24 protein-coding genes are annotated in these 18,471 nt (G+C 63.9%); 22 read left to right on the plus strand and 2 right to left on the minus strand.

What is annotated here, in order from left to right:
* Nucleotides 1-173: 173 nt before the first annotated feature.
* From P0Y59_00920 to thiE, 5 genes are read left to right on the plus strand one after another with little or no spacing between them, the layout of a single operon-like run.
* Nucleotides 174-1,082 carry a class I fructose-bisphosphate aldolase gene (locus P0Y59_00920; protein ID WEK00290.1) on the plus strand — a complete coding sequence of 303 codons (909 nt, stop codon included), beginning with the start codon at nt 174-176 and terminating at the stop codon, nt 1,080-1,082.
* The gene (locus P0Y59_00925; GenBank protein WEK00291.1) at nt 1,079-1,300 is read left to right on the plus strand and encodes a hypothetical protein; all 222 of its coding nucleotides are present in this window, start codon (nt 1,079-1,081) and stop codon (nt 1,298-1,300) included. Before P0Y59_00920 ends, P0Y59_00925 begins: the two co-directional genes overlap by 4 nt.
* The gene (locus P0Y59_00930; GenBank protein ID WEK00292.1) at nt 1,297-1,971 is read left to right on the plus strand and encodes an O-methyltransferase; all 675 of its coding nucleotides are present in this window, start codon (nt 1,297-1,299) and stop codon (nt 1,969-1,971) included. Before P0Y59_00925 ends, P0Y59_00930 begins: the two co-directional genes overlap by 4 nt.
* Complete coding sequence (locus P0Y59_00935; GenBank protein ID WEK00293.1) at nt 1,968-2,444, plus strand: hypothetical protein; 477 nt, start codon at nt 1,968-1,970, stop codon at nt 2,442-2,444. Before P0Y59_00930 ends, P0Y59_00935 begins: the two co-directional genes overlap by 4 nt.
* Nucleotides 2,437-3,138, plus strand: a complete 702-nt coding sequence (thiE, locus tag P0Y59_00940) for a thiamine phosphate synthase (GenBank protein ID WEK00294.1) — start codon at nt 2,437-2,439, stop codon at nt 3,136-3,138. The genes P0Y59_00935 and thiE overlap by 8 nt, the downstream gene beginning before the upstream one ends.
* 26 nt (nt 3,139-3,164) lie before the next feature.
* Here the strand turns inward: thiE and P0Y59_00945 are convergent, their stop codons facing one another.
* Nucleotides 3,165-3,854 (minus strand): hypothetical protein, encoded by a 690-nt coding sequence (locus P0Y59_00945; protein WEK00295.1) that lies wholly within the window; start codon nt 3,852-3,854, stop codon nt 3,165-3,167.
* Nucleotides 3,855-4,027: 173 nt separating this feature from the next.
* Entirely contained in the window at nt 4,028-4,627 is a 600-nt protein-coding gene (locus P0Y59_00950; protein WEK00296.1) for a DUF882 domain-containing protein, read from the minus strand.
* A 122-nt stretch (nt 4,628-4,749) separates the two neighbouring features.
* Here P0Y59_00950 and P0Y59_00955 point away from each other — a divergent pair, with 122 nt between their 5' ends.
* The 17 genes from P0Y59_00955 (at nt 4,750) to nuoK (ending at nt 18,468) form a co-directional block, all read left to right on the plus strand.
* Nucleotides 4,750-5,667 (plus strand): L,D-transpeptidase, encoded by a 918-nt coding sequence (locus tag P0Y59_00955; GenBank protein ID WEK00297.1) that lies wholly within the window; start codon nt 4,750-4,752, stop codon nt 5,665-5,667.
* A gap of 4 nt (nt 5,668-5,671) precedes the next feature.
* On the plus strand, nt 5,672-6,292 hold the full coding sequence (locus P0Y59_00960) for a M23 family metallopeptidase (protein WEK00298.1): 621 nt from the start codon (nt 5,672-5,674) through the stop codon (nt 6,290-6,292).
* A gap of 37 nt (nt 6,293-6,329) precedes the next feature.
* Entirely contained in the window at nt 6,330-6,893 is a 564-nt protein-coding gene (efp, locus tag P0Y59_00965) for an elongation factor P (GenBank protein ID WEK00299.1), read from the plus strand.
* A 130-nt stretch (nt 6,894-7,023) separates the two neighbouring features.
* Nucleotides 7,024-7,836, plus strand: coding sequence for an inositol monophosphatase family protein (locus P0Y59_00970; GenBank protein ID WEK00300.1), 813 nt, complete (start codon nt 7,024-7,026; stop codon nt 7,834-7,836).
* 128 nt (nt 7,837-7,964) lie between these two features.
* A complete protein-coding gene (gene ndhC, locus P0Y59_00975) occupies nt 7,965-8,339 on the plus strand; it encodes an NADH-quinone oxidoreductase subunit A (protein ID WEK00301.1) in 375 nt (124 codons plus the stop codon).
* Nucleotides 8,330-8,875, plus strand: a complete 546-nt coding sequence (locus P0Y59_00980) for an NADH-quinone oxidoreductase subunit B (GenBank protein ID WEK00302.1) — start codon at nt 8,330-8,332, stop codon at nt 8,873-8,875. Before ndhC ends, P0Y59_00980 begins: the two co-directional genes overlap by 10 nt.
* On the plus strand, nt 8,872-9,756 hold the full coding sequence (locus tag P0Y59_00985; protein WEK00303.1) for an NADH-quinone oxidoreductase subunit C: 885 nt from the start codon (nt 8,872-8,874) through the stop codon (nt 9,754-9,756). The genes P0Y59_00980 and P0Y59_00985 overlap by 4 nt, the downstream gene beginning before the upstream one ends.
* Nucleotides 9,757-9,900: 144 nt before the next feature.
* On the plus strand, nt 9,901-11,136 hold the full coding sequence (locus tag P0Y59_00990; protein ID WEK00304.1) for an NADH-quinone oxidoreductase subunit D: 1,236 nt from the start codon (nt 9,901-9,903) through the stop codon (nt 11,134-11,136).
* A 30-nt stretch (nt 11,137-11,166) separates the two neighbouring features.
* A complete protein-coding gene (locus P0Y59_00995) occupies nt 11,167-11,835 on the plus strand; it encodes an NAD(P)H-dependent oxidoreductase subunit E (GenBank protein WEK00305.1) in 669 nt (222 codons plus the stop codon).
* Nucleotides 11,832-11,993, plus strand: coding sequence for a hypothetical protein (locus P0Y59_01000; protein WEK00306.1), 162 nt, complete (start codon nt 11,832-11,834; stop codon nt 11,991-11,993). Before P0Y59_00995 ends, P0Y59_01000 begins: the two co-directional genes overlap by 4 nt.
* A complete protein-coding gene (gene nuoF, locus P0Y59_01005) occupies nt 11,994-13,295 on the plus strand; it encodes an NADH-quinone oxidoreductase subunit NuoF (protein ID WEK00307.1) in 1,302 nt (433 codons plus the stop codon).
* The gene (locus P0Y59_01010; GenBank protein WEK00308.1) at nt 13,292-13,957 is read left to right on the plus strand and encodes a hypothetical protein; all 666 of its coding nucleotides are present in this window, start codon (nt 13,292-13,294) and stop codon (nt 13,955-13,957) included. Before nuoF ends, P0Y59_01010 begins: the two co-directional genes overlap by 4 nt.
* 14 nt (nt 13,958-13,971) lie before the next feature.
* A complete protein-coding gene (gene nuoG, locus P0Y59_01015; protein ID WEK00309.1) occupies nt 13,972-15,972 on the plus strand; it encodes an NADH-quinone oxidoreductase subunit NuoG in 2,001 nt (666 codons plus the stop codon).
* Nucleotides 15,969-17,039: an NADH-quinone oxidoreductase subunit NuoH gene (nuoH, locus tag P0Y59_01020; protein ID WEK00310.1), complete on the plus strand. Its 1,071-nt coding sequence runs from the start codon at nt 15,969-15,971 to the stop codon at nt 17,037-17,039. The genes nuoG and nuoH overlap by 4 nt, the downstream gene beginning before the upstream one ends.
* On the plus strand, nt 17,036-17,521 hold the full coding sequence (gene nuoI / locus P0Y59_01025; GenBank protein ID WEK00311.1) for an NADH-quinone oxidoreductase subunit NuoI: 486 nt from the start codon (nt 17,036-17,038) through the stop codon (nt 17,519-17,521). The genes nuoH and nuoI overlap by 4 nt, the downstream gene beginning before the upstream one ends.
* Before the next feature lie 33 nt (nt 17,522-17,554).
* Nucleotides 17,555-18,166, plus strand: coding sequence for an NADH-quinone oxidoreductase subunit J (locus P0Y59_01030; GenBank protein WEK00312.1), 612 nt, complete (start codon nt 17,555-17,557; stop codon nt 18,164-18,166).
* The gene (gene nuoK / locus P0Y59_01035) at nt 18,163-18,468 is read left to right on the plus strand and encodes an NADH-quinone oxidoreductase subunit NuoK (protein ID WEK00313.1); all 306 of its coding nucleotides are present in this window, start codon (nt 18,163-18,165) and stop codon (nt 18,466-18,468) included. The genes P0Y59_01030 and nuoK overlap by 4 nt, the downstream gene beginning before the upstream one ends.
* The last annotated feature ends 3 nt before the right edge of the window (nt 18,469-18,471 follow it).

An 18,471-nucleotide genomic window follows, 5' to 3' on the forward strand; every position in this document is an offset into this window, starting at 1 on the left:
AAAGGGGGCGGGCATAATGTAGCATTATCGCGCAGCCATTCCGTTGCGATTCAACTCGCCGGACGTCACACGCGGGCAGCAATGAGCCCGTTCCATCGGGCCGCACGCCCGTTGCCCCTGGCGCAATCGCGAGCTAACAGCCGCGCAACATCAGCAGCAGCAAAGGGATCGCGATGACGCCGACCGTGAAGGCAATTCTCGACAAGTACGAGTCCGACAATGCCGGCGTGAAGGCGAACCTCGCTCGCATCCTGATGCAGGGCAAGCTCGGCGGGACCGGCAAGCTGATCATTCTGCCGGTCGACCAGGGCTTTGAACATGGCCCGGCGCGCAGCTTCGCCATCAACCCTCCCGCTTATGATCCCCACTACCATTATCAGATCGCGATCGACGCTGGCCTGTCGGCCTATGCCGCGCCGCTTGGCATGATCGAGGCGGGCGCTGAGACCTTTGCCGGCCAGATCCCGACGATCCTCAAGGTCAACAGTTCGAACAGCTGGGCGACCGGTGCGAACCAGGCGGTTACCGCCAGCGTCGAGGACGCGGTGCGGCTCGGCTGCTCGGCGATCGGCTTCACCATCTATCCCGGGTCGGACGACCTCTTCTCGATGATCGGTCAGATCCGCGAGCTGTCCGCCGAGGCCAAGTCGGTCGGCATCGCCACGGTCATCTGGTCTTATCCGCGTGGCGGTGCGCTACCCAAGTCGGGCGAACTCGCGCTCGATGTCGGCGCCTATGCCGCACACATGGCGGCTTTGCTCGGTGCGCACATCATCAAGGTGAAGCTGCCGAGCGACCATATCGAGCAGAAGGAAGCCAAGCCGATGTACGAGGGCACCGACTGGTCGAAGCAGTCGGACCGCGTTCGCCACGTCGTGCAGTCGAGCTTTGCCGGGCGCCGTATCGTGGTGTTCTCGGGCGGTGCGGCCAAGGGGGCCGATGCGGTCTATCAGGACGCGCGCGACATTCGCGACGGCGGCGGCAACGGTTCGATCATCGGCCGCAACACCTTCCAGCGCCCGCGCGACGAGGCGCTGGCGATGCTCGACAAGCTGGTGCGTATCTACAAGAACGAGGAGTGACCGAAGCGCCGGTCATCGGACGGCGTGGATTTTCCGGCGGCGGCGTTGCGATCTCGATGATCGGTGCCGCCGCTCCCCAATGGGCACAGGAGGGCGCGATGTTCGGATTGATCGGAAAGTCGAAGGTCGGACGGGGTTGGCACGCCGCGTTGATCGCCAGGTTCGAGAACAGGGCTGAGATTTGGCCGATCGGCGACGTGCGCGGAGCGGAAATATGAGCGACGCCGCCTGGACCGCGGTGGACGACTATATCGTCGGCCATCTGATTGGGGCCGATGCGGCGCTCGACGCCGCACTGGTTGCGAACGAGGCGGGCGGCCTGCCCCCGATCGATGTCTCGGCAGCGCAGGGCAAGATGCTTCACCTGCTTGCGCGAAGTGCCGGCGCGCGACGCATCCTCGAGGTCGGGACGCTCGGTGGCTATTCGACGATCTGGCTGGCGCGGGCACTTCCCGAGGACGGCCGGCTGGTGACGCTCGAACTTGAATCGCACCATGCCGATGTCGCGCGTGGCAACGTCGCGGTGGCTGGGTTGGCCGGCAAGGTGGATATCCGGGTTGGACCCGCGATCGAGTCGCTGGACGCGATGATCGCTGCGAGCGAGGGGCCGTTCGATTTCATCTTCATCGATGCCGATAAGCCGAGCAACGTTGCCTATCTGCGCGCGGCACTCGCCCTCGGGCGACCGGGGACGACGATCATCGTCGATAATGTCATCCGCGAGGGTGGGGTGCTCGATGCGGCAAGCGACGACGACCGCATCCGGGGCACGCGCGCGCTGTTCGAGGCGGTCGCTGCCGAACCGAGGCTCAGCGCGACGGCAGTCCAGACCGTCGGCGCGAAGAAATGGGACGGGTTCCTGCTCGCGATGGTGAACGGCCCAGCGTGACCTTCGCCTATCACCGCAGCTTGTCGCCAATGCTGGCGGTCCTGCTCGGACTTGCGGTGATGGAGATGCTCGTCGTCCATCTCGTCGTCGTCGCGGCCTGGGGCTGGCTCGCAGCGTTCGTCTTCGGGATCATCGATCTGTCGCTGGTCGTTGCACTGGTGGGATTGATCCGTTCCTTCCGCCGGCTACCCGTTCTGATCCGGGATGGCAGGCTGACGATGCGCGCAGGCTGGTTGAAAATGGTCACGATCGAGATCGACCAGATTGCCAGTTTTCGCCCGCAATGGGATGCAGCGGCGATCAAGCAGCGCGATCTTCTCAATCTCGCGCTGCTGGCCTGGCCCAATGTGGTGCTCGATCTGACACAGCCAATCCTGCTAGGCCGCCGTCGCATCTCCGCGATTGCCCACAAGCTCGATGAGCCGGCGACTTTCCATGCCGCCATAGCGGCGCTACGGCAGGGCGATGACTGAAGAAGATCCGTTGGGCCCGCTCGATCCCGATTTTGCCGCGCAGTTCACGCGAGACGTCCGGCGGCCTCCGTGCCAGCTCTACCTCGTGTCGCCGCTCGATGTCGGTGGCGCCTTTCCCGACCGGCTGGCGCGAGCGCTCGATGCCGGGCCGGTCGCGGCATTCCAGTTCCGCGTGAAGGACATCGACCAGCACGAGGCGGCTCGGCTGGGTGAACCCATCCGCGCGATCTGCGCCGAGCGAGATGTGGCGTTCATCGTCAACGACAGCATCTCGCTTGCGAAGAGGCTGGATGCCGACGGCGTGCATCTCGGGCAGGAAGACGGCGATCCGCGCGAGGCGCGCTCCGTGCTCGGTCCGACGGCACAGATCGGCGTCACCTGCCATGACAGCCGCCATCTCGCGATGGAGGCCGGGGAGGCCGGGGCCGATTATGTCGCGTTCGGCAGCTTCTACCCAACCACGACCAAGCAGGTCAGCCACCACCCGGATCCTTCGATCCTGAGCTGGTGGTCAACGGTGTTCGAAATCCCCTGTGTGGCGATCGGCGGGATCACGCCGGTCAATGCTCCGCCGCTGGTCAAGGCCGGTGCGGACTTCATCGCCGTGTCAAATGCGGTATGGGGTGGGGACGAGGTCGCGGCGATCAAGGCTTTCGCTGGGTTGCTTGCCCGGAGCACCTCCGGGGCGACTTGATATCGCTTCTCGGTCGAGCGGGATAATCATCCCGTGTGACCCGTGGTTTCGCCTGGGGCCATTATGGGGCTGGCAAAATACCAGGACATGCGTTCCGGTCGCATTTCGCTGACCGCGTCGTCGATATAACTGCCCGGCAGCAGGCTCGTCAGCATGGTACGCCAGGGGAAATCGTCCCGGCTGCGGTTTTCAGCCCAGATCAGTCGCAGGTCATGCGTCTTCTCGAACCGGCGCGCGATGGTCTCGCTGATACCCGGCACGACGAATTCGTGCAGTTCCAGCAGGAAGGGCACCGTGGCGAGCGCCGGGATCTGCACTGGGTCAAGCAGCGTTTCTTCATAACCCTCGACATCCATGATTACGACCGCGCCACTTGCTCCGTCGAGCGCTGCCTTCAGGCCATCGGCTTCGCAGGTTGCCAGGATGGTCACACGGTCAGCGACGTTGTTGGAAGCCGCCATCTCGGCGATCGCAGCCCGCCCATCGGCCTCCATCTCGAACGCGATCACTCGGGCATCCGGCAGGCGTGAGGCCAGGCCGATGGCATAATAACCCTCGGCCGCGCCAACATCGACGATGAGCGAGGGTTTCGATGCAATGATCTGCTCGATAACGGTGGCGAGTTCGCGTTCGTAGATGCCGAGCAGTTTCGGTACATAAGCACTGCCGACTGAGTGATCGACATACCGCATGCCCTTGAACGGGCCGTCCGTCACCCGCTGACCGGTGCGATTGCGAGCCAGCGCGACAAAATATCGGTGAGGCCTGACAAAGTCGGGAGCGAGTTTCCGGACGAGCGTTTTGACGAGTCGTAGCATAAGCGGACTCCTGTGATCGCAGTCGTGATCGCGTCCGCCCGACTATAGAGCGTTTTCTTATGTTGTACCCGCTACCAGCGGCGCACGGGGCCGGTATCGACGTGAACGAAGCCATCCCGGGGGTAATAGCCGACACCGCCACCACCCAGTGCAAGCGCCGCGCCGCGAAGCCGTTCAAGCGAGACGCCGGGGATCATGATGTCCGTCGCCTTGCCGACCATGTGCTGACTCTGGCTCGCGACGCCGGTGTGTTCGCCGCCGCGGGCGCGCAACGACGCGTTGGTCCGGGGTGAGCGATAGCCCGAGATGAGGTCGATCTTGCGGCTGCCGCTGATGTCCAGCTTCTCGCGAAGCTGCACCAGCAGGGCGAGAAGCTTGCGGTCCATCGGGAATATCTGCCCGGTGCGCCAGTCGCGAAGACCATGATTCAGCTCGGCAAGGCCATCGGCTACGAACTCGCCGCTACGTGCGAAGACGGCATCGACACTCTCGTTATTGTGCACGTTGCGGATCGCGAGCCGCCACTCGGCGCCGGCCGCCATCGCGGGCAGGGGAAGCGCAAGCGCTGCACCTGCCGCCACCGCACGACCGATCAGCGCGCGTCGCGAAAGGATGGGGCCATCGACTTGTTCCGGGCCGGAAACAAGCCGGCTGTCCATCGTTGATTGCATGACGGGCAATCTAGGAGATTGAAACTATGAGAAAAATAACGATCGCTGCAGTCTGTCTCGCTTTTGCCTCTCTTGGCCCCGTTGTTGCTGCTGATCCGGGAACAAATACCACGGAGGCGCAAATGATCGATCGTTCGATCCTTCACGTGCAGGTGATTCTCGATCACCTCGGTTTCTCCCCAGGTGTCCTCGATGGACGTCCCGGCAAGTCGCTGACGGCCGCGCTGAAGGGTTTCCAGGAATCGCGCGGACTGAAGATCACTGGCGAAATCGATCGCGCGACCTTGCAGGCACTTCATCCCTATCGCGCATGGCGACCGACCCGCATCCTTTCGCTCACCCCGGACATGCTGGCCGGGCCCTATACCAATCCGCTTCCCAAGGACCCGCAGGAACAGGCGAAGCTCCCTGCGCTCGGCTACCGTTCTCCGATGGAGAAGCTGGCTGAAATGTTCCATACCACGCCGCAGGTGTTGCTCGCGATGAACAGCCCCCGGACCAGGCTAGAGCCCGGATCGAAGGTCACCTTCCCCAACGCGCTCCCGGTATCGCGCGCGTATGACGCGAAGCTGCCGGCTGACTGGCGCAAGACCTTGAACGACCTGAACGTCTCCGCCGATCAGCCGCAGGGGGCGAAGGTGGTGGTGGACAAGTCTGACGAGGTGCTGCGTGTGCTCGACAAACAGGGCAGGCTGGTCGCCCAGTTCCAGGCGACGATGGGCAGCAGGCACGATCCGCTGCCGATCGGCACCTGGAAGATCAAGGGAGCGTCATACAATCCGCCCTTCCATTATAATCCGGACCTGTTCTGGGACGCGAAGGCCAATGCAAAGGCCGCGACGTTGCCGCCGGGTCCGAATGGCCCGGTAGGGGTGATCTGGCTCGACCTCTCGAAGCCGCATTACGGTATCCACGGTACGCCCGAGCCCAGCACGATCGGCCGCGCGGAGAGCCATGGCTGCATCCGCCTGAGCAACTGGGACGCGGCGCGCCTGTCGCTCATGGTGAGGCCGGGCACGCCGGCCGTGTTCCAGGAATGATGTCGTGAGGAAGCTGGGCCGCGGTTTCCTGATGCTGATCTGCGGCATCATCGGGGTGTTCATCGCGCTGGTACTGTTTGGGCAAACGCTGCCCGATGCGAAACAGGAGCGACGAGTGACGATGGACGCGGCCAAGTTTTCCGTATCGTCGGTGCGGGTTCAGGCCGCCAGCGATCCGCATGGGCTGCTCGCAATACCGGTAGCGGGCGTGGCGCGAGGCGCCATCGCCGATAGCTGGGAAGATCCCCGCGATGGCGGTGCACGTGAGCATCATGGCACCGACATCCTGGCGGCCGGCGGAACGCCGGTGACCGCGGCTGCCCCCGGCACGATCGAGAAGCTGTTCAAGAGCACAGCGGGTGGGACGACGCTCTATGTTCGTTCGCCTGATCGCCTCTGGGTCTATTATTACGCCCATCTCTCCGGTTACGCACCAGGCGTGCACGAAGGGCAGGTGGTGAAGGTCGGAGATTCGCTGGGCTATGTTGGCGATACCGGCAATGCCGGAGCCGGCAATTTCCATCTCCATTTCGGTCTGGGCCGCGCCACGCCGGAACAGCATTGGTATCAGGCGCAGGACGTCAATCCCTACCCCTACCTTGCCGGAAAGCCGTCCTCTCGCTAAAGGCCGCGCCTTCGCTCTTTCCATCACAGGCATCCCCATGAAGATCAACGCGGTCGAGATTCGTCCCGGTAACATCCTCGAATATGAAGGCGGCATCTGGCGCGCGGTGAAAATCCAGCACACGCAGCCCGGTAAGGGCGGTGCCTATATGCAGGTCGAGATGAAGAACCTGATCGACGGCCGGAAGAACAATGTCCGTTTCCGTTCGGCCGAATCGCTCGAGAAGGTGCGGCTGGAGACGACCGATTTCCAGTTCCTGTTCCGTGAGGGCGACCAGCTGACCTTCATGGACAAGATCAATTACGAACAGATCACGCTCGACGCGGGAATCCTCGGCGATGCCGCGGCCTTCCTGCAGGACGGCATGGACGTAGTGATGGAGCTCTGGGAGGAACGCCCGATCTCGGTGCAGCTCCCCGACACGATCGAGGCGCTGATCGTCGAGGCCGATGCCGTGGTGAAGGGCCAGACCGCTTCGTCAAGCTACAAGCCTGCGATCCTTGAGAATGGCGTCCGCGTGATGGTGCCGCCGCATATCGGCGCCGGCACGCGCATCGTGGTCGATGTGTATGAGCAGACTTACGTCCGCCGCGCGGACTGATATTTTCCTCCCCTCCCGCGAGCGGGAGGGGATTGAGGGGTGGGCACGCGCGCCCCTCGAACGAGCCGCTCGCGGATAGCGCGAGCCCACCCCCAACCCCTCCCGCTCGCGGGAGGGGAGGAGATTTGAATTGGTTTCCCACTCAGGCCTCATCACCGTCATGGATCGCGCCGCGCGCAAGGCCGCGCCGCGCCTGCGTCGTGACTTCAACGAGGTCCAGCACCTGCAGGTAAGCCGCAAGGGGCCCGCCGACTTCGTCTCCATGGCTGACCAGCGCGCCGAACAGACGATCTTCGAGGAACTGTCCAAGGCGCGCCCGGACTGGGGGTTCCTGATGGAGGAGCGCGGCGAGGTTGCCGGCGATCCCAACAAGCCGCGCTGGGTCGTCGACCCCATCGACGGGACCACCAATTTCCTCCACGGCATTCCCCACTTCGCTGTCTCGATCGCGGTCGAGGAGCCGCTGGCCAATGGCAAGCGTGAGATCACCACAGGTCTGATCTACAACCCGATCACGGATGACAGCTTCTGGGCCGAAAAGGGCCGGGGCGCCTGGATGCAGGAACAGCGGCTTCGGGTGTCTGCCCGTCGCGAGCTGCCCGATGCTCTCATCGCGACCGGCATTCCGTTTCTGGGTCATGGCAATTTCGCCGAGTGGAGCCGCATTTTCGGGGCGATCGCGCCGGAAGTTGCGGGCATCCGCCGGTTCGGCGCCGCGGCGCTGGATCTGGCCTGGGTCGCGGCAGGCCGGTTCGACGGCTTCTGGGAATCGGGCCTCAAGCCGTGGGACGTCGCTGCCGGCATCCTGCTGGTGCGCGAGGCCGGCGGCTTCGTGACCGATTTCCGCGGCGGCGACCGCATGATCGAGCGTGGCGAATTCCTGGCCGCGAACGACGCGCTGCAATCGAAGCTGCACAAGCTGCTGGCGAACGCACTCCGCTGATCTGATTCTTCCCCGGGTCGAGCTCGGGAGGGATTGTTTTTGCGAGTGATTCTCACTCCTCGCGGCCTTGCCCAACAGGGGGCATCGTCCTAAAGCCGCGCCATCCATTCGCACCTGCGAGAAGCTCATTGGTCGACCTGTCGCAATATCTGCCGATCCTGCTGTTTCTGGGCATCGCGATCGTGCTGTCCAGCGCCTTCGTGTTCTTGCCTATCATCGCCGCGCGCTTCACCGGCGCGCACAAGCCGACGCCCGAGAAGCTGACCGAATATGAATGCGGCTTTCCCGCGTTCGAAGATTCGCGCAGCCAGTTCGACGTGCGCTTCTATCTGGTCGCGATCCTGTTCATCATCTTCGATCTCGAAGCAGCGTTCCTCTATCCCTGGGCGGTCAGCGTTTTCTCGCTCGGCTGGACGGCATGGTTCGCGATGATGGGCTTCATCGCCGAACTCGCGCTCGGCCTCGTCTATGCATGGAAGAAGGGAGCGCTCGAGTGGGAGTAGAACTTACCCCCGCCGCCTCCGGTGGCGCAATCATCCAGCCGGACCAGACGTTCTTCAACGATCTGAACGGCGAACTGACCGACAAGGGTTTCCTGGTCACCTCGACCGAGGACCTGTTCCAATGGGCCCGCACCGGCTCGCTGTGGTGGATGACCTTCGGTCTCGCCTGCTGCGCGGTCGAGATGATCCATGTGAACATGCCACGCTACGATCTGGAACGCTTCGGCGCCGCGCCTCGGGCTTCGCCGCGCCAGTCGGACGTGATGATCGTCGCGGGCACACTCTGTAACAAGATGGCCCCGGCATTGCGCCGCGTTTACGACCAGATGTCCGAGCCGAAATATGTGATCTCGATGGGGTCCTGCGCCAATGGCGGCGGCTATTATCACTATAGCTACAGCGTCGTGCGCGGCTGCGACCGGATTGTCCCGGTCGACATCTATGTCCCGGGTTGCCCGCCCACCGCGGAAGCGCTGCTGTATGGCATCATGCAGTTGCAGCGGAAGATCCGCCGTATCGGAACCATTGAACGGTGAGGGCGCCGGCGCCGGCCTACACGGCCAATGACGGGGTGATTGATCGCGCGGGCGAAGTGCTCGGCGCGAACCTCCTGTCGTCGCTCGATGCGGTCGGCGAGATCGCGCTGACGGTTGACCGCGCCTCGCTGGTCGAGAGCATGATCGCCCTGCGCGATACGCCCGGCCTCGAATATCAGCAGCTGATGGAAGTCGCCGGCGTCGACTATCCCGAGCGGCCTGACCGTTTCGAGGTGGTCTATTGCCTGCTCTCGCTGACCCGCAATCACCGCATCCGCGTGCATGTGCAGACGGACGAGGAAAAGCCGGTGCCGTCGGTCACGGGCATCTGGCCGGTCGCCGGCTGGCTGGAGCGCGAAGTGTACGACATGTACGGCGTGCTCTTCTCCGGCAACGCCGATCTGCGCCGCATCCTGACCGATTATGGGTTCCGTGGACATCCGCAGCGCAAGGACTTCCCGCTGACCGGCTTTGTCGAGCTGCGCTATTCCGAGGAAGCGAAGCGGGTGGTCTATGAGCCCGTCGAGCTGGCCCAGGATTTCCGCACCTTCGATTTCATGAGCCCGTGGGAAGGCGCCGAGTACATCCTGCCCGGCGACGAGAAGGCGAGGCTCCCTGAGGCCAAGGGTGCGCCGACTCCGCTCAAGGCTGATGAGATCGTGAAAGCGGATGCGGCCAAGACCGCCGCCGCCGCGCCTGCGGCGACACCCAAGACCACCGACAGTACGGCGCAGACCGGTGCCGGCAAGGCATCGCCCGACGCGGCGCCCAAGCCTGCCGAGCCGGATGTGGTGAAGAAGCCGCGTGCCAAGCCCGCCGCCTCGGGCGATGCGCCGACCACACCCAAGCCGCGCGCGCCGCGCAAGCCGAAGGCGTCGTGACGATGACTTCTTCCTATCCCTTCCCCGACGAAGGCCGGGGCCCAGTTGGGGGACTCCCATTGGCTCGCGTTGCGCTTCGTTACTTCAACCTTCCCAACTGGGCCCCGGCCTTCGCCGGGGAAGCGCAGGGTAAGGAGCGCTCTGATGGCTGATCATCTCGAAGCGATCGAAGGCAGGCTCGACGCCGCCGACCCGGAAGTCGGCGATATCGCGATCCAGAACTACACGATCAATTTCGGCCCGCAGCATCCGGCCGCGCACGGGGTGCTTCGCCTCGTCATGGAACTCGACGGCGAGATCGTCGAGCGCGTTGATCCGCATGTCGGCCTGCTCCATCGCGGCACCGAAAAGCTGATCGAGCACAAGACCTATATCCAGGCACTGCCCTATTTCGATCGTCTCGATTATTGCTCGCCGCTCTGCATGGAGCACAGCTTCGTGCTGGCGATCGAGAAGCTCCTCGATCTCGAAGTGCCGGTCCGCGCCCAATATCTCCGCGTGTTCTTCGCCGAGCTGACCCGAATCTCCAACCACATGCTCAACCTCGGCAGCCATGTGATGGACGTCGGCGCGATGACGCCGAACCTGTGGCTGTTCGAGATCCGCGAGGATTGTCTCAACTTCTTCGAGCGCGTCTCGGGCGCGCGCATGCACTCGGCTTATTTTCGGCCGGGCGGCGTGCACCAGGATACCCCGCTCAAGCTGCTGGCCGACATTGCCGACTGGCTGGACGGGCGCCTGCCGCGCCTGTTCGAGGATGCGATCAGCCTGGTCGCGGACAACCGCATCTTCAAGCAGCGTAACGTGGACATCGCCACGGTCAGCCGCGACGACGCGATCCGCTGGGGCTTTTCCGGCCCTATGATCCGCGGCTCGGGCATCCCCTGGGATATCCGCCGGTCGCAGCCCTATGACGTCTATGCGAAGATGGACTTCGACGTGCCGGTCGGCACGCGCGGCGATTGCTATGACCGGTTCATGGTGCGTGTGGAGGAGGTCCGCCAGTCGGTGCGGATCATGAAGCAGTGCCTGAACGAGATGCCGGAAGGGCCGATCGCGAGCCTCGACCGCAAGGTCGTGCCGCCCAAGCGTGGCGAGATGAAGCGCTCGATGGAGGCGCTGATCCACCACTTCAAGCTCTACACCGAGGGTTTCCACGTTCCTGCGGGCGACGTCTATGTCGCGACCGAGAGCCCCAAGGGCGAGTTTGGCGTCTATCTCGTCGCTGACGGCAGCAACAAGCCGTATCGCTGCAAGATCCGCCCGACGGCTTTCTCGCATCTCCAGGCGATGGACTTCATGGCCAAGGGCCACATGCTCGCCGATACGACCGCGATCCTTGGCGCGATGGATATCGTGTTCGGGGAGTGCGACCGGTGAGGGCGATCGACATATTGAGCGGTAAGCAGAATGGCTGAAGCACCCAAGATCCCTGACGAGACCGAGACACGCGCACGCTGGGGTGCGTTTGTGTGGACCCCCGAGAACCGCAAGAAGGCGACCGAGATACTCGGCCGCTATCCCAAGGGCCGTGAACAGTCCGCTTCGCTCCCGTTGCTCGATCTCGCCCAACGCCAGGTCGGCGCGGAGACTCAGACTCAGGGCTGGCTCCCGGTTCCGGTGATCGAATTCGTTTCCCGCGAGATCGGCGTGCCGTACATGCGCGTCTATGAGGTCGCGACCTTCTACACCATGTTCAACATGGCGCCGGTCGGCCGCTATCACGTCCAGGTTTGCGGCACGACGCCGTGCATGCTCGGCGGGTCGGACGATGTGCTGGCCGCCTGCAAGAACCGCGGCCTGGTCAAGGGCGCGACCACGCCTGATGGCCTGTTCACGCTGACCGAGGTCGAGTGTCTCGGCGCCTGCGCCAACGCGCCGATGGTGCAGATCAACGACGACAATTATGAGGATCTGGATTACGATCGTACCGCAGCGATCCTCGATGCGCTCGCCGAAGGCAGGACGCCGACCGCCGGGTCGCAGACCGGCCGGCGGGACAGCTGCCCCGCGGGCGGTCCGACGTCGCTGAAGGAAATGGTCGACGAGAACCACGATTACCGGGGGGAATGGGCATGAAGAACACGCTCGTCACCATCCTCGCCATTATCGGCGGCCTGGTCGTGCTCGGCTTCGTGCTGAAGGTCACCTTCAAGCTGCTCGGCCTGCTGATCCTCATCGGCGTCGGCCTCGTCATTTACTTCGCGGTACAGAGCGCGACGGGGAAGGGCCGCTAGATGCTCGCCGACAAGGATCGTATCTTCACCAACGTCTATGGGTTCCAGCCGTGGAATCTCGATGCCGCGATCAAGCGTGGCGATTGGGATGACACCAAGGGCCTGATGGCGCGTGGCCAGGACGCCCTGATCGACGCGGTCAAGGCATCGGGCCTGCGCGGCCGTGGCGGCGCGGGTTTCCCGACCGGCACCAAATGGTCGTTCATGCCCAAGGAGCCGAAGCCCGAGCGGCCGAACTTCCTCGTCATCAACGCCGACGAATCCGAACCCGGGTCCTGCAAGGACCGCGAGATCATGCGCCATGATCCGCACAAGCTGATCGAGGGGGCGCTGATCGCCGGTTTCGCGATGCGCGCGCGAGCCGCGTATATCTACATCCGCGGCGAATATATCCGCGAGGCGGAGGTGCTCTTCGCAGCCGTTGCCGAGGCGTACGACAATGGCCTGATCGGCAAGAATGCCAGCGGCTCGGGTTATGATTTCGACGTCTTCGTTCATCGCGGCGCCGGCGCGTACATTTGCGGCGAAGAGACCGCGATGCTCGAGAGCCTCGAGGGCAAGAAGGGCCAGCCCCGCCTCAAGCCGCCATTCCCGGCTGGTGCCGGTCTGTATGGCTGCCCGACCACGGTCAACAATGTCGAATCGATCGCGGTCGTGCCGACGATCCTGCGACGCAGCCCGGAATGGTTCGCCGGCATCGGCGCCGAGAACAACCGCGGCACCAAGCTGTTTCAGATCTCGGGCCATGTGAACAAGCCCTGCGTGGTCGAGGAGGCGATGAGCATCCCTTTCCGCCAGCTGATCGAGGAACATTGCGGCGGCATTCGTGGCGGGTGGGACAATCTACTCGCGGTGATTCCGGGCGGCTCCTCGGTTCCGCTCGTTCCGGCGGCGCAGATCATGGACTGCGCGATGGATTTCGACGGGCTGAAGGCGGTCGGTTCCGGCCTCGGCACTGCGGCGATCATCGTCATGGACAAGTCCACCGACATCGTCCGTGCGATTTCGCGCATCTCCTATTTCTACAAGCATGAGAGCTGCGGCCAGTGCACGCCGTGCCGCGAGGGCACCGGCTGGATGTGGCGCGTGATGGAGCGGCTGCGCACCGGCGATGCCGATATCAGCGAGATCGACACGTTGCAGCAGGTGACCAAGCAGATCGAAGGCCACACCATCTGCGCGCTCGGCGACGCGGCAGCTTGGCCGATCCAGGGGTTGATCAAGCATTTCCGGCCTGAGCTGGAACGGCGGATCAAGGAGCGCGGGGGTGACCTCGCGCCGATGATGGAGGCGGCGGAATGAAGATTCTTGCTATCGCGGCGGCATGTCTGGTGCCGCTGGCCGCAAGCGCTGCGGCGGGGGCCGACGAAGCAGCCGCATTGCGCGAAGTACGAGCCACGGCCGAATGCGTCGTGGAGCAGAAGGCAAACCTGGTCGCGGACCTGCTTGGCACTCTCCCTGGATCGGACGAAGAGAACCGGGCGGCAGCACGTCTCAAGACGATCTATGCTACGTGCAGTGGCGACAAGTTTGCGCTTGCGATCAGCAAATCGTCGCAGGGTCTGTTCAACGGCAGGTCCGGGCTGGCGGCGGCGGCCGTCGTTTCGGCCGGGATGGACGGACGGGGCGTCAATACGTCCCGCGTCCAGGGCGCGCAGGCCTGGTATGCCCATGCGATCGCCGGGAAGACCGCGGGCAGGGGTTATGACGCGGTGGCTATCAATACGCAGGAATTCGGAACCTGTGTGGTCAGGGCCGCTCCGGAAGGCGCAGTCCAGCTCGTCCGCTCCAGGACAGGCAGCGCTGAGGAGGAGCAGGCACTCGCCGCCATCACGCCGGTACTTTCGGGCTGTGTTTTCCAGGGCAAACCGATCAGCATGAACCGCAATCATCTGCGTCTGATGATCGCTGAGCCGCTCTATCACGCCATTGTCGACGGCCCTTCGGCCGGCCGGCGCAGCTAGCAAGTACGAACCGCATGCCAAAGCTCAAAGTCGACGGAATTGAGATCGAGGTGCCCGCTGGCGCCACGGTGCTTCAGGCGTGTGAAATCGCCGGCAAGGAGATTCCGCGCTTCTGCTATCACGAACGCCTGTCGATCGCCGGCAATTGCCGGATGTGCCTGGTCGAGGTGAAGCCCGGGCCGCCCAAGCCCCAGGCCTCCTGCGCGCTGCCCGCCGCGGAGAACCAGGAGGTCTTCACCAACACTCCCATGGTGAAGAATGCGCGCGAAGGCGTGATGGAATTCCTGCTGATCAACCATCCGCTCGATTGCCCGATCTGCGATCAGGGCGGCGAATGCGACCTGCAGGACCAAAGCCTGGCCTATGGTCGCGGCCATTCCCGCTATGACGAGAACAAGCGGGCGGTGACCGAGAAGTACATGGGTCCCATCGTGAAGACGGTGATGACTCGGTGCATTCAGTGCACCCGTTGCATCCGCTTCGCCGAGGAAGTCGCCGGCGTCGAAGAGATCGGCGCGATCTATCGCGGCGAGGACATGCAGATCACCTCCTATCTCGAAGGCGCGGTGACCAGCGAATTGTCGGGCAATGTCGTAGATCTCTGCCCGGTCGGCGCGCTGACCTCCAAGCCGTACGCGTTCGAAGCGCGGCCATGGGAGCTCAAGAAGACGCTGACCATCGACGTGATGGACGCGGTCGGCACCAACATTCGCCTCGACAGCCGTGGCCGCCAGGTCCTCCGCGCGCTCCCCGTGATCAACGAGGACGTCAACGAGGAATGGGCCAGCGACAAGACCCGCCACGCCGTTGATGGTCTGGTCCGCCGCCGGCTCGACCGCCCGTTCATCCGCAAGGACGGCAAGCTGACCGAGGCAAGTTGGGACGAGGCGTTCGCTGCCATTGCCGCGGTGAACGCCGGCTCCAGCGTCGCGGCGATCCATGGCGATCTGCTCGATTGCGAGACGCTCTACGCCGCCAAGGCGCTGCTCGGTGCGATGGGCTCGACGCTGCTCGAAGGGCGGCAGACGGGCATGGATTATGACGCGACGTCGCTCGCCGCGGTCAATTTCAATAGCACGATCGCCGGAGCCGAAACCGCCGATGCGATCCTGCTAGTCGGCACCAATTTGCGCTGGGAAGCGCCGCTGGTGAACACCCGTATCCGCAAGGCGATCAAGAAGGGGGCGAAGGTCTTCGCGATCGGCGAAGAGACCGACCTGACCTACAAGGTCGAATGGCTCGGCAACGACCTGTCGCTGCTTGGCAAGCTGCCCAAGCCTGCGGCCGAGGCGTTCAAGAACGCCCAGCGCCCGATGGTCATCGTCGGCGGTGCGGCACTGAAGGGCGGTCATGGTGCCGCGCTCGCGCTCGCCAAGTCGCTCGATCTGGTGCGTGACGGGTGGAACGGCTTCAACGTGCTTCACATGGCTGCCTCGCGCATGGGCGGCCTGATGCTCGGGCTTGCGCAGAAGGGCGGCATCGCCGATATCGCCGCCGCCAGGCCGAAGCTCGCTTTCTTCCTCGGCGCGGACGAAGTCGATTTCTCGGCCTTCGCCGACAGCTTCAAGGTCTATATCGGCCATCACGGCGACAAGGGCGCCGCCGCGGCCGACGTCGTGCTGCCTGGCGCGAGCTATGCCGAGAAATCGGGCACCTGGGTTAATCTCGAAGGCCGGGTCCAGCGCGGCGAGCGCGCAGTGTTCCCGCCGGGCGACGCCCGCGAGGACTGGACTATCCTGCGCGCGCTGTCCGCGGTGCTGGGAAAGACTCTGCCGTTCGACACGCTCGAGGAACTGCGCGCGGCCATGGGCGTCGACACGCCCGATCTCGCCACGCTTGGCCTGCGCCGCTTCGCCTGGAATGCGCCGGCACTCGACGCGAAGGGAGAGGGTCCGGTCGGCTATCCGATCAAGGATTTCTATCTCACCAACGCCATCTGCCGCGCGTCCCCGACGATGCAGCGCTGCTCGGCCGAGCTGATCCACGGCGAAGAGTTTGCGGAGGCCGCGGAGTGACCAACTTCTTCCAATCCGTTGTCGGCCTGCCTTTTGAATGGGCCTGGTTCGTCGCCACGATCGTCGGCATCCTCGTCATCGCGCTGCCGCTGATGCTGGCGGTGGCCATGATCATTTATGCCGATCGCAAGATCTGGGCTGCCATGGCGCTCCGCCGTGGTCCCAACGTGGTCGGCCCGTTCGGCCTGTTGCAGAGCTTCGCCGATGGTTTGAAGGTTTTCCTCCAGGAAACCATCATTCCGACCAGCGCGAACAAGACCCTGTTCCTGCTCGCGCCGATCATCACCTTCACGGTGGCGCTGATCGTCTGGGCGGTCATCCCGTTCCAGGCGGGCGTGGTCCTCGCGGACATCAATGTCGGCCTGCTCTACGTGCTCGCGGCCTCATCGCTCGGTGTCTACGGCATCATCCTGGCAGGCTGGTCGTCCAACTCGAAATACCCCTTCTATTCGGCGATCCGCGCCGCGGCGCAGATGGTCTCCTACGAAGTCGCGATCGGCTTCGTGCTCATCTCGGTCGTGCTGTGGGCCGGCAGCTTCAACCTGTCGGATATCGTGATGGCGCAGCAGGGCAACGCTTGGGGCTGGGTCAATGGCAACTTCATCAACCCGCTGCTGTTCCCGATGGCGATCGTGTTCTTCATCTCGTCGCTGGCCGAGACCCAGCGCGCGCCGTTCGACCTGACCGAGGCGGAAAGCGAACTCGTCGCCGGGTACCAGACCGAATATAGTTCGATGAGCTTCGCGCTCTTCTGGCTCGGCGAATATGCCAACGTTATCCTGATGTGCGCGCTCAACGCCACGCTCTTCTGGGGCGGCTGGCTTGCGCCGCTCAACATTCCGTTCCTTTTCTTTTTCCCGAATATCGTTGTCCCGGGCATCATCTGGCTGTTCGCCAAGATGCTGTTCTTCTTCTTCGTGTTCAGCTGGGTGAAGGCGACCGTCCCGCGCTACCGCTACGACCAGCTGATGCGGCTGGGCTGGAAGATTTTCCTCCCGCTGTCGCTGTTCTGGGTGTTCCTGGTGTCGGGCTTCCTGATGCTGACGCGTTTTGGAGTTTCGTCATGAACGTCGGCCAGATCATCAAATCCTACACCCTGTGGGAATTCGTGAAGGCGCACGCGCTGACGCTTCGCTATTTCTTCAAGGCGAAGGCGACGATCAACTATCCGTTCGAGAAGAACCCGATCTCCCCGCGCTTTCGCGGCGAGCATGCGTTGCGCCGCTATCCCAACGGCGAGGAACGCTGCATCGCGTGCAAGCTGTGCGAGGCAGTGTGCCCGGCCCAGGCGATCACGATCGAGGCCGAGCCGCGCGAGGACGGCAGCCGCCGCACCACGCGCTACGACATCGACATGACCAAGTGCATCTATTGCGGCCTGTGCCAGGAAGCCTGCCCGGTCGATGCCGTGGTCGAGGGGCCGAATTTCGAATTCGCCACCGAAACCCGCGAGGAGCTTATCTACGACAAGGCAAAGCTGCTCGACAATGGCGATCGCTGGGAACGTGCGATTGCCGCGAACCTTGCCGCCGATGCACCGTACCGTTAAGCGCCAGCCGAATCCGAGGGGCCTCCTGATTCCGTGATCCAGACACTCGCCTTTTACCTGTTCGCCGCGATGGTGCTGCTGTCGGCAGCGCTGACCATCTCCGCGCGCAATCCGGTCCATGCCGTGCTGTGGCTGATCCTCGCCTTTTTCAACGCGGCGGGGCTGATGGTGCTGGTCGGCGCCGAGTTCATCGCGATGCTGCTGGTGATCGTCTATGTCGGCGCCGTCGCGGTACTGTTCCTGTTCGTCGTGATGATGCTCAACATCGATTTCGCTGAACTGCGTAGCGGCTTCGCCCGTTACCTGCCGATCGGGCTGGTGCTCGCGGTCGGGCTGGCGGCTGAGATCGTCGTCGGCATCGGGGCCTATGGCGCCGGCGCGATCGAACTGAGCCGTCGCGCCGCACCGATTGCCGCGGACGTTCCCAACATCCAGGCGATCGGCAACCTGCTCTACACGCGCTACCTGTTCGTGTTCGAAGGGGCCGGCCTCGTCCTGCTCGTCGCCATGATCGGTGCGATCGTGCTGACTCACCGCGAGCGTGGCGGTACCCGTCCGCAGAACATCAACCGCCAGGTCTCGCGGCGCCCGAAGGACGCAACGCGCAATACCCAGCCCGGCGTCGGCAAGGGGATCGAGCTGTGATCGGCCTGACGCACTATCTCGTCGTCGCGGCGATCCTGTTCGCCCTCGGCGTGCTCGGCATCGTCATCAACCGCAAGAACTTGATCGTCATGCTCATGGCGATCGAACTGATCCTGCTCGCGGTGAACCTGAACCTCGTCGCCTTCTCCGCCTATCTCCACGATCTGGTCGGGCAGGTGTTCGCGATGTTCGTGCTGACCGTCGCCGCCGGCGAGGCCGCGATCGGGCTCGCCATTCTCGTTATCTATTTCCGCGGACGCGGCACGATTTCGGTCGACGACGTCAACCGGATGAAGGGGTAATTC

The organism is Candidatus Sphingomonas phytovorans (assembly GCA_029202385.1).
In the GTDB taxonomy this organism is placed as follows: domain Bacteria; phylum Pseudomonadota; class Alphaproteobacteria; order Sphingomonadales; family Sphingomonadaceae; genus Sphingomonas; species Sphingomonas phytovorans.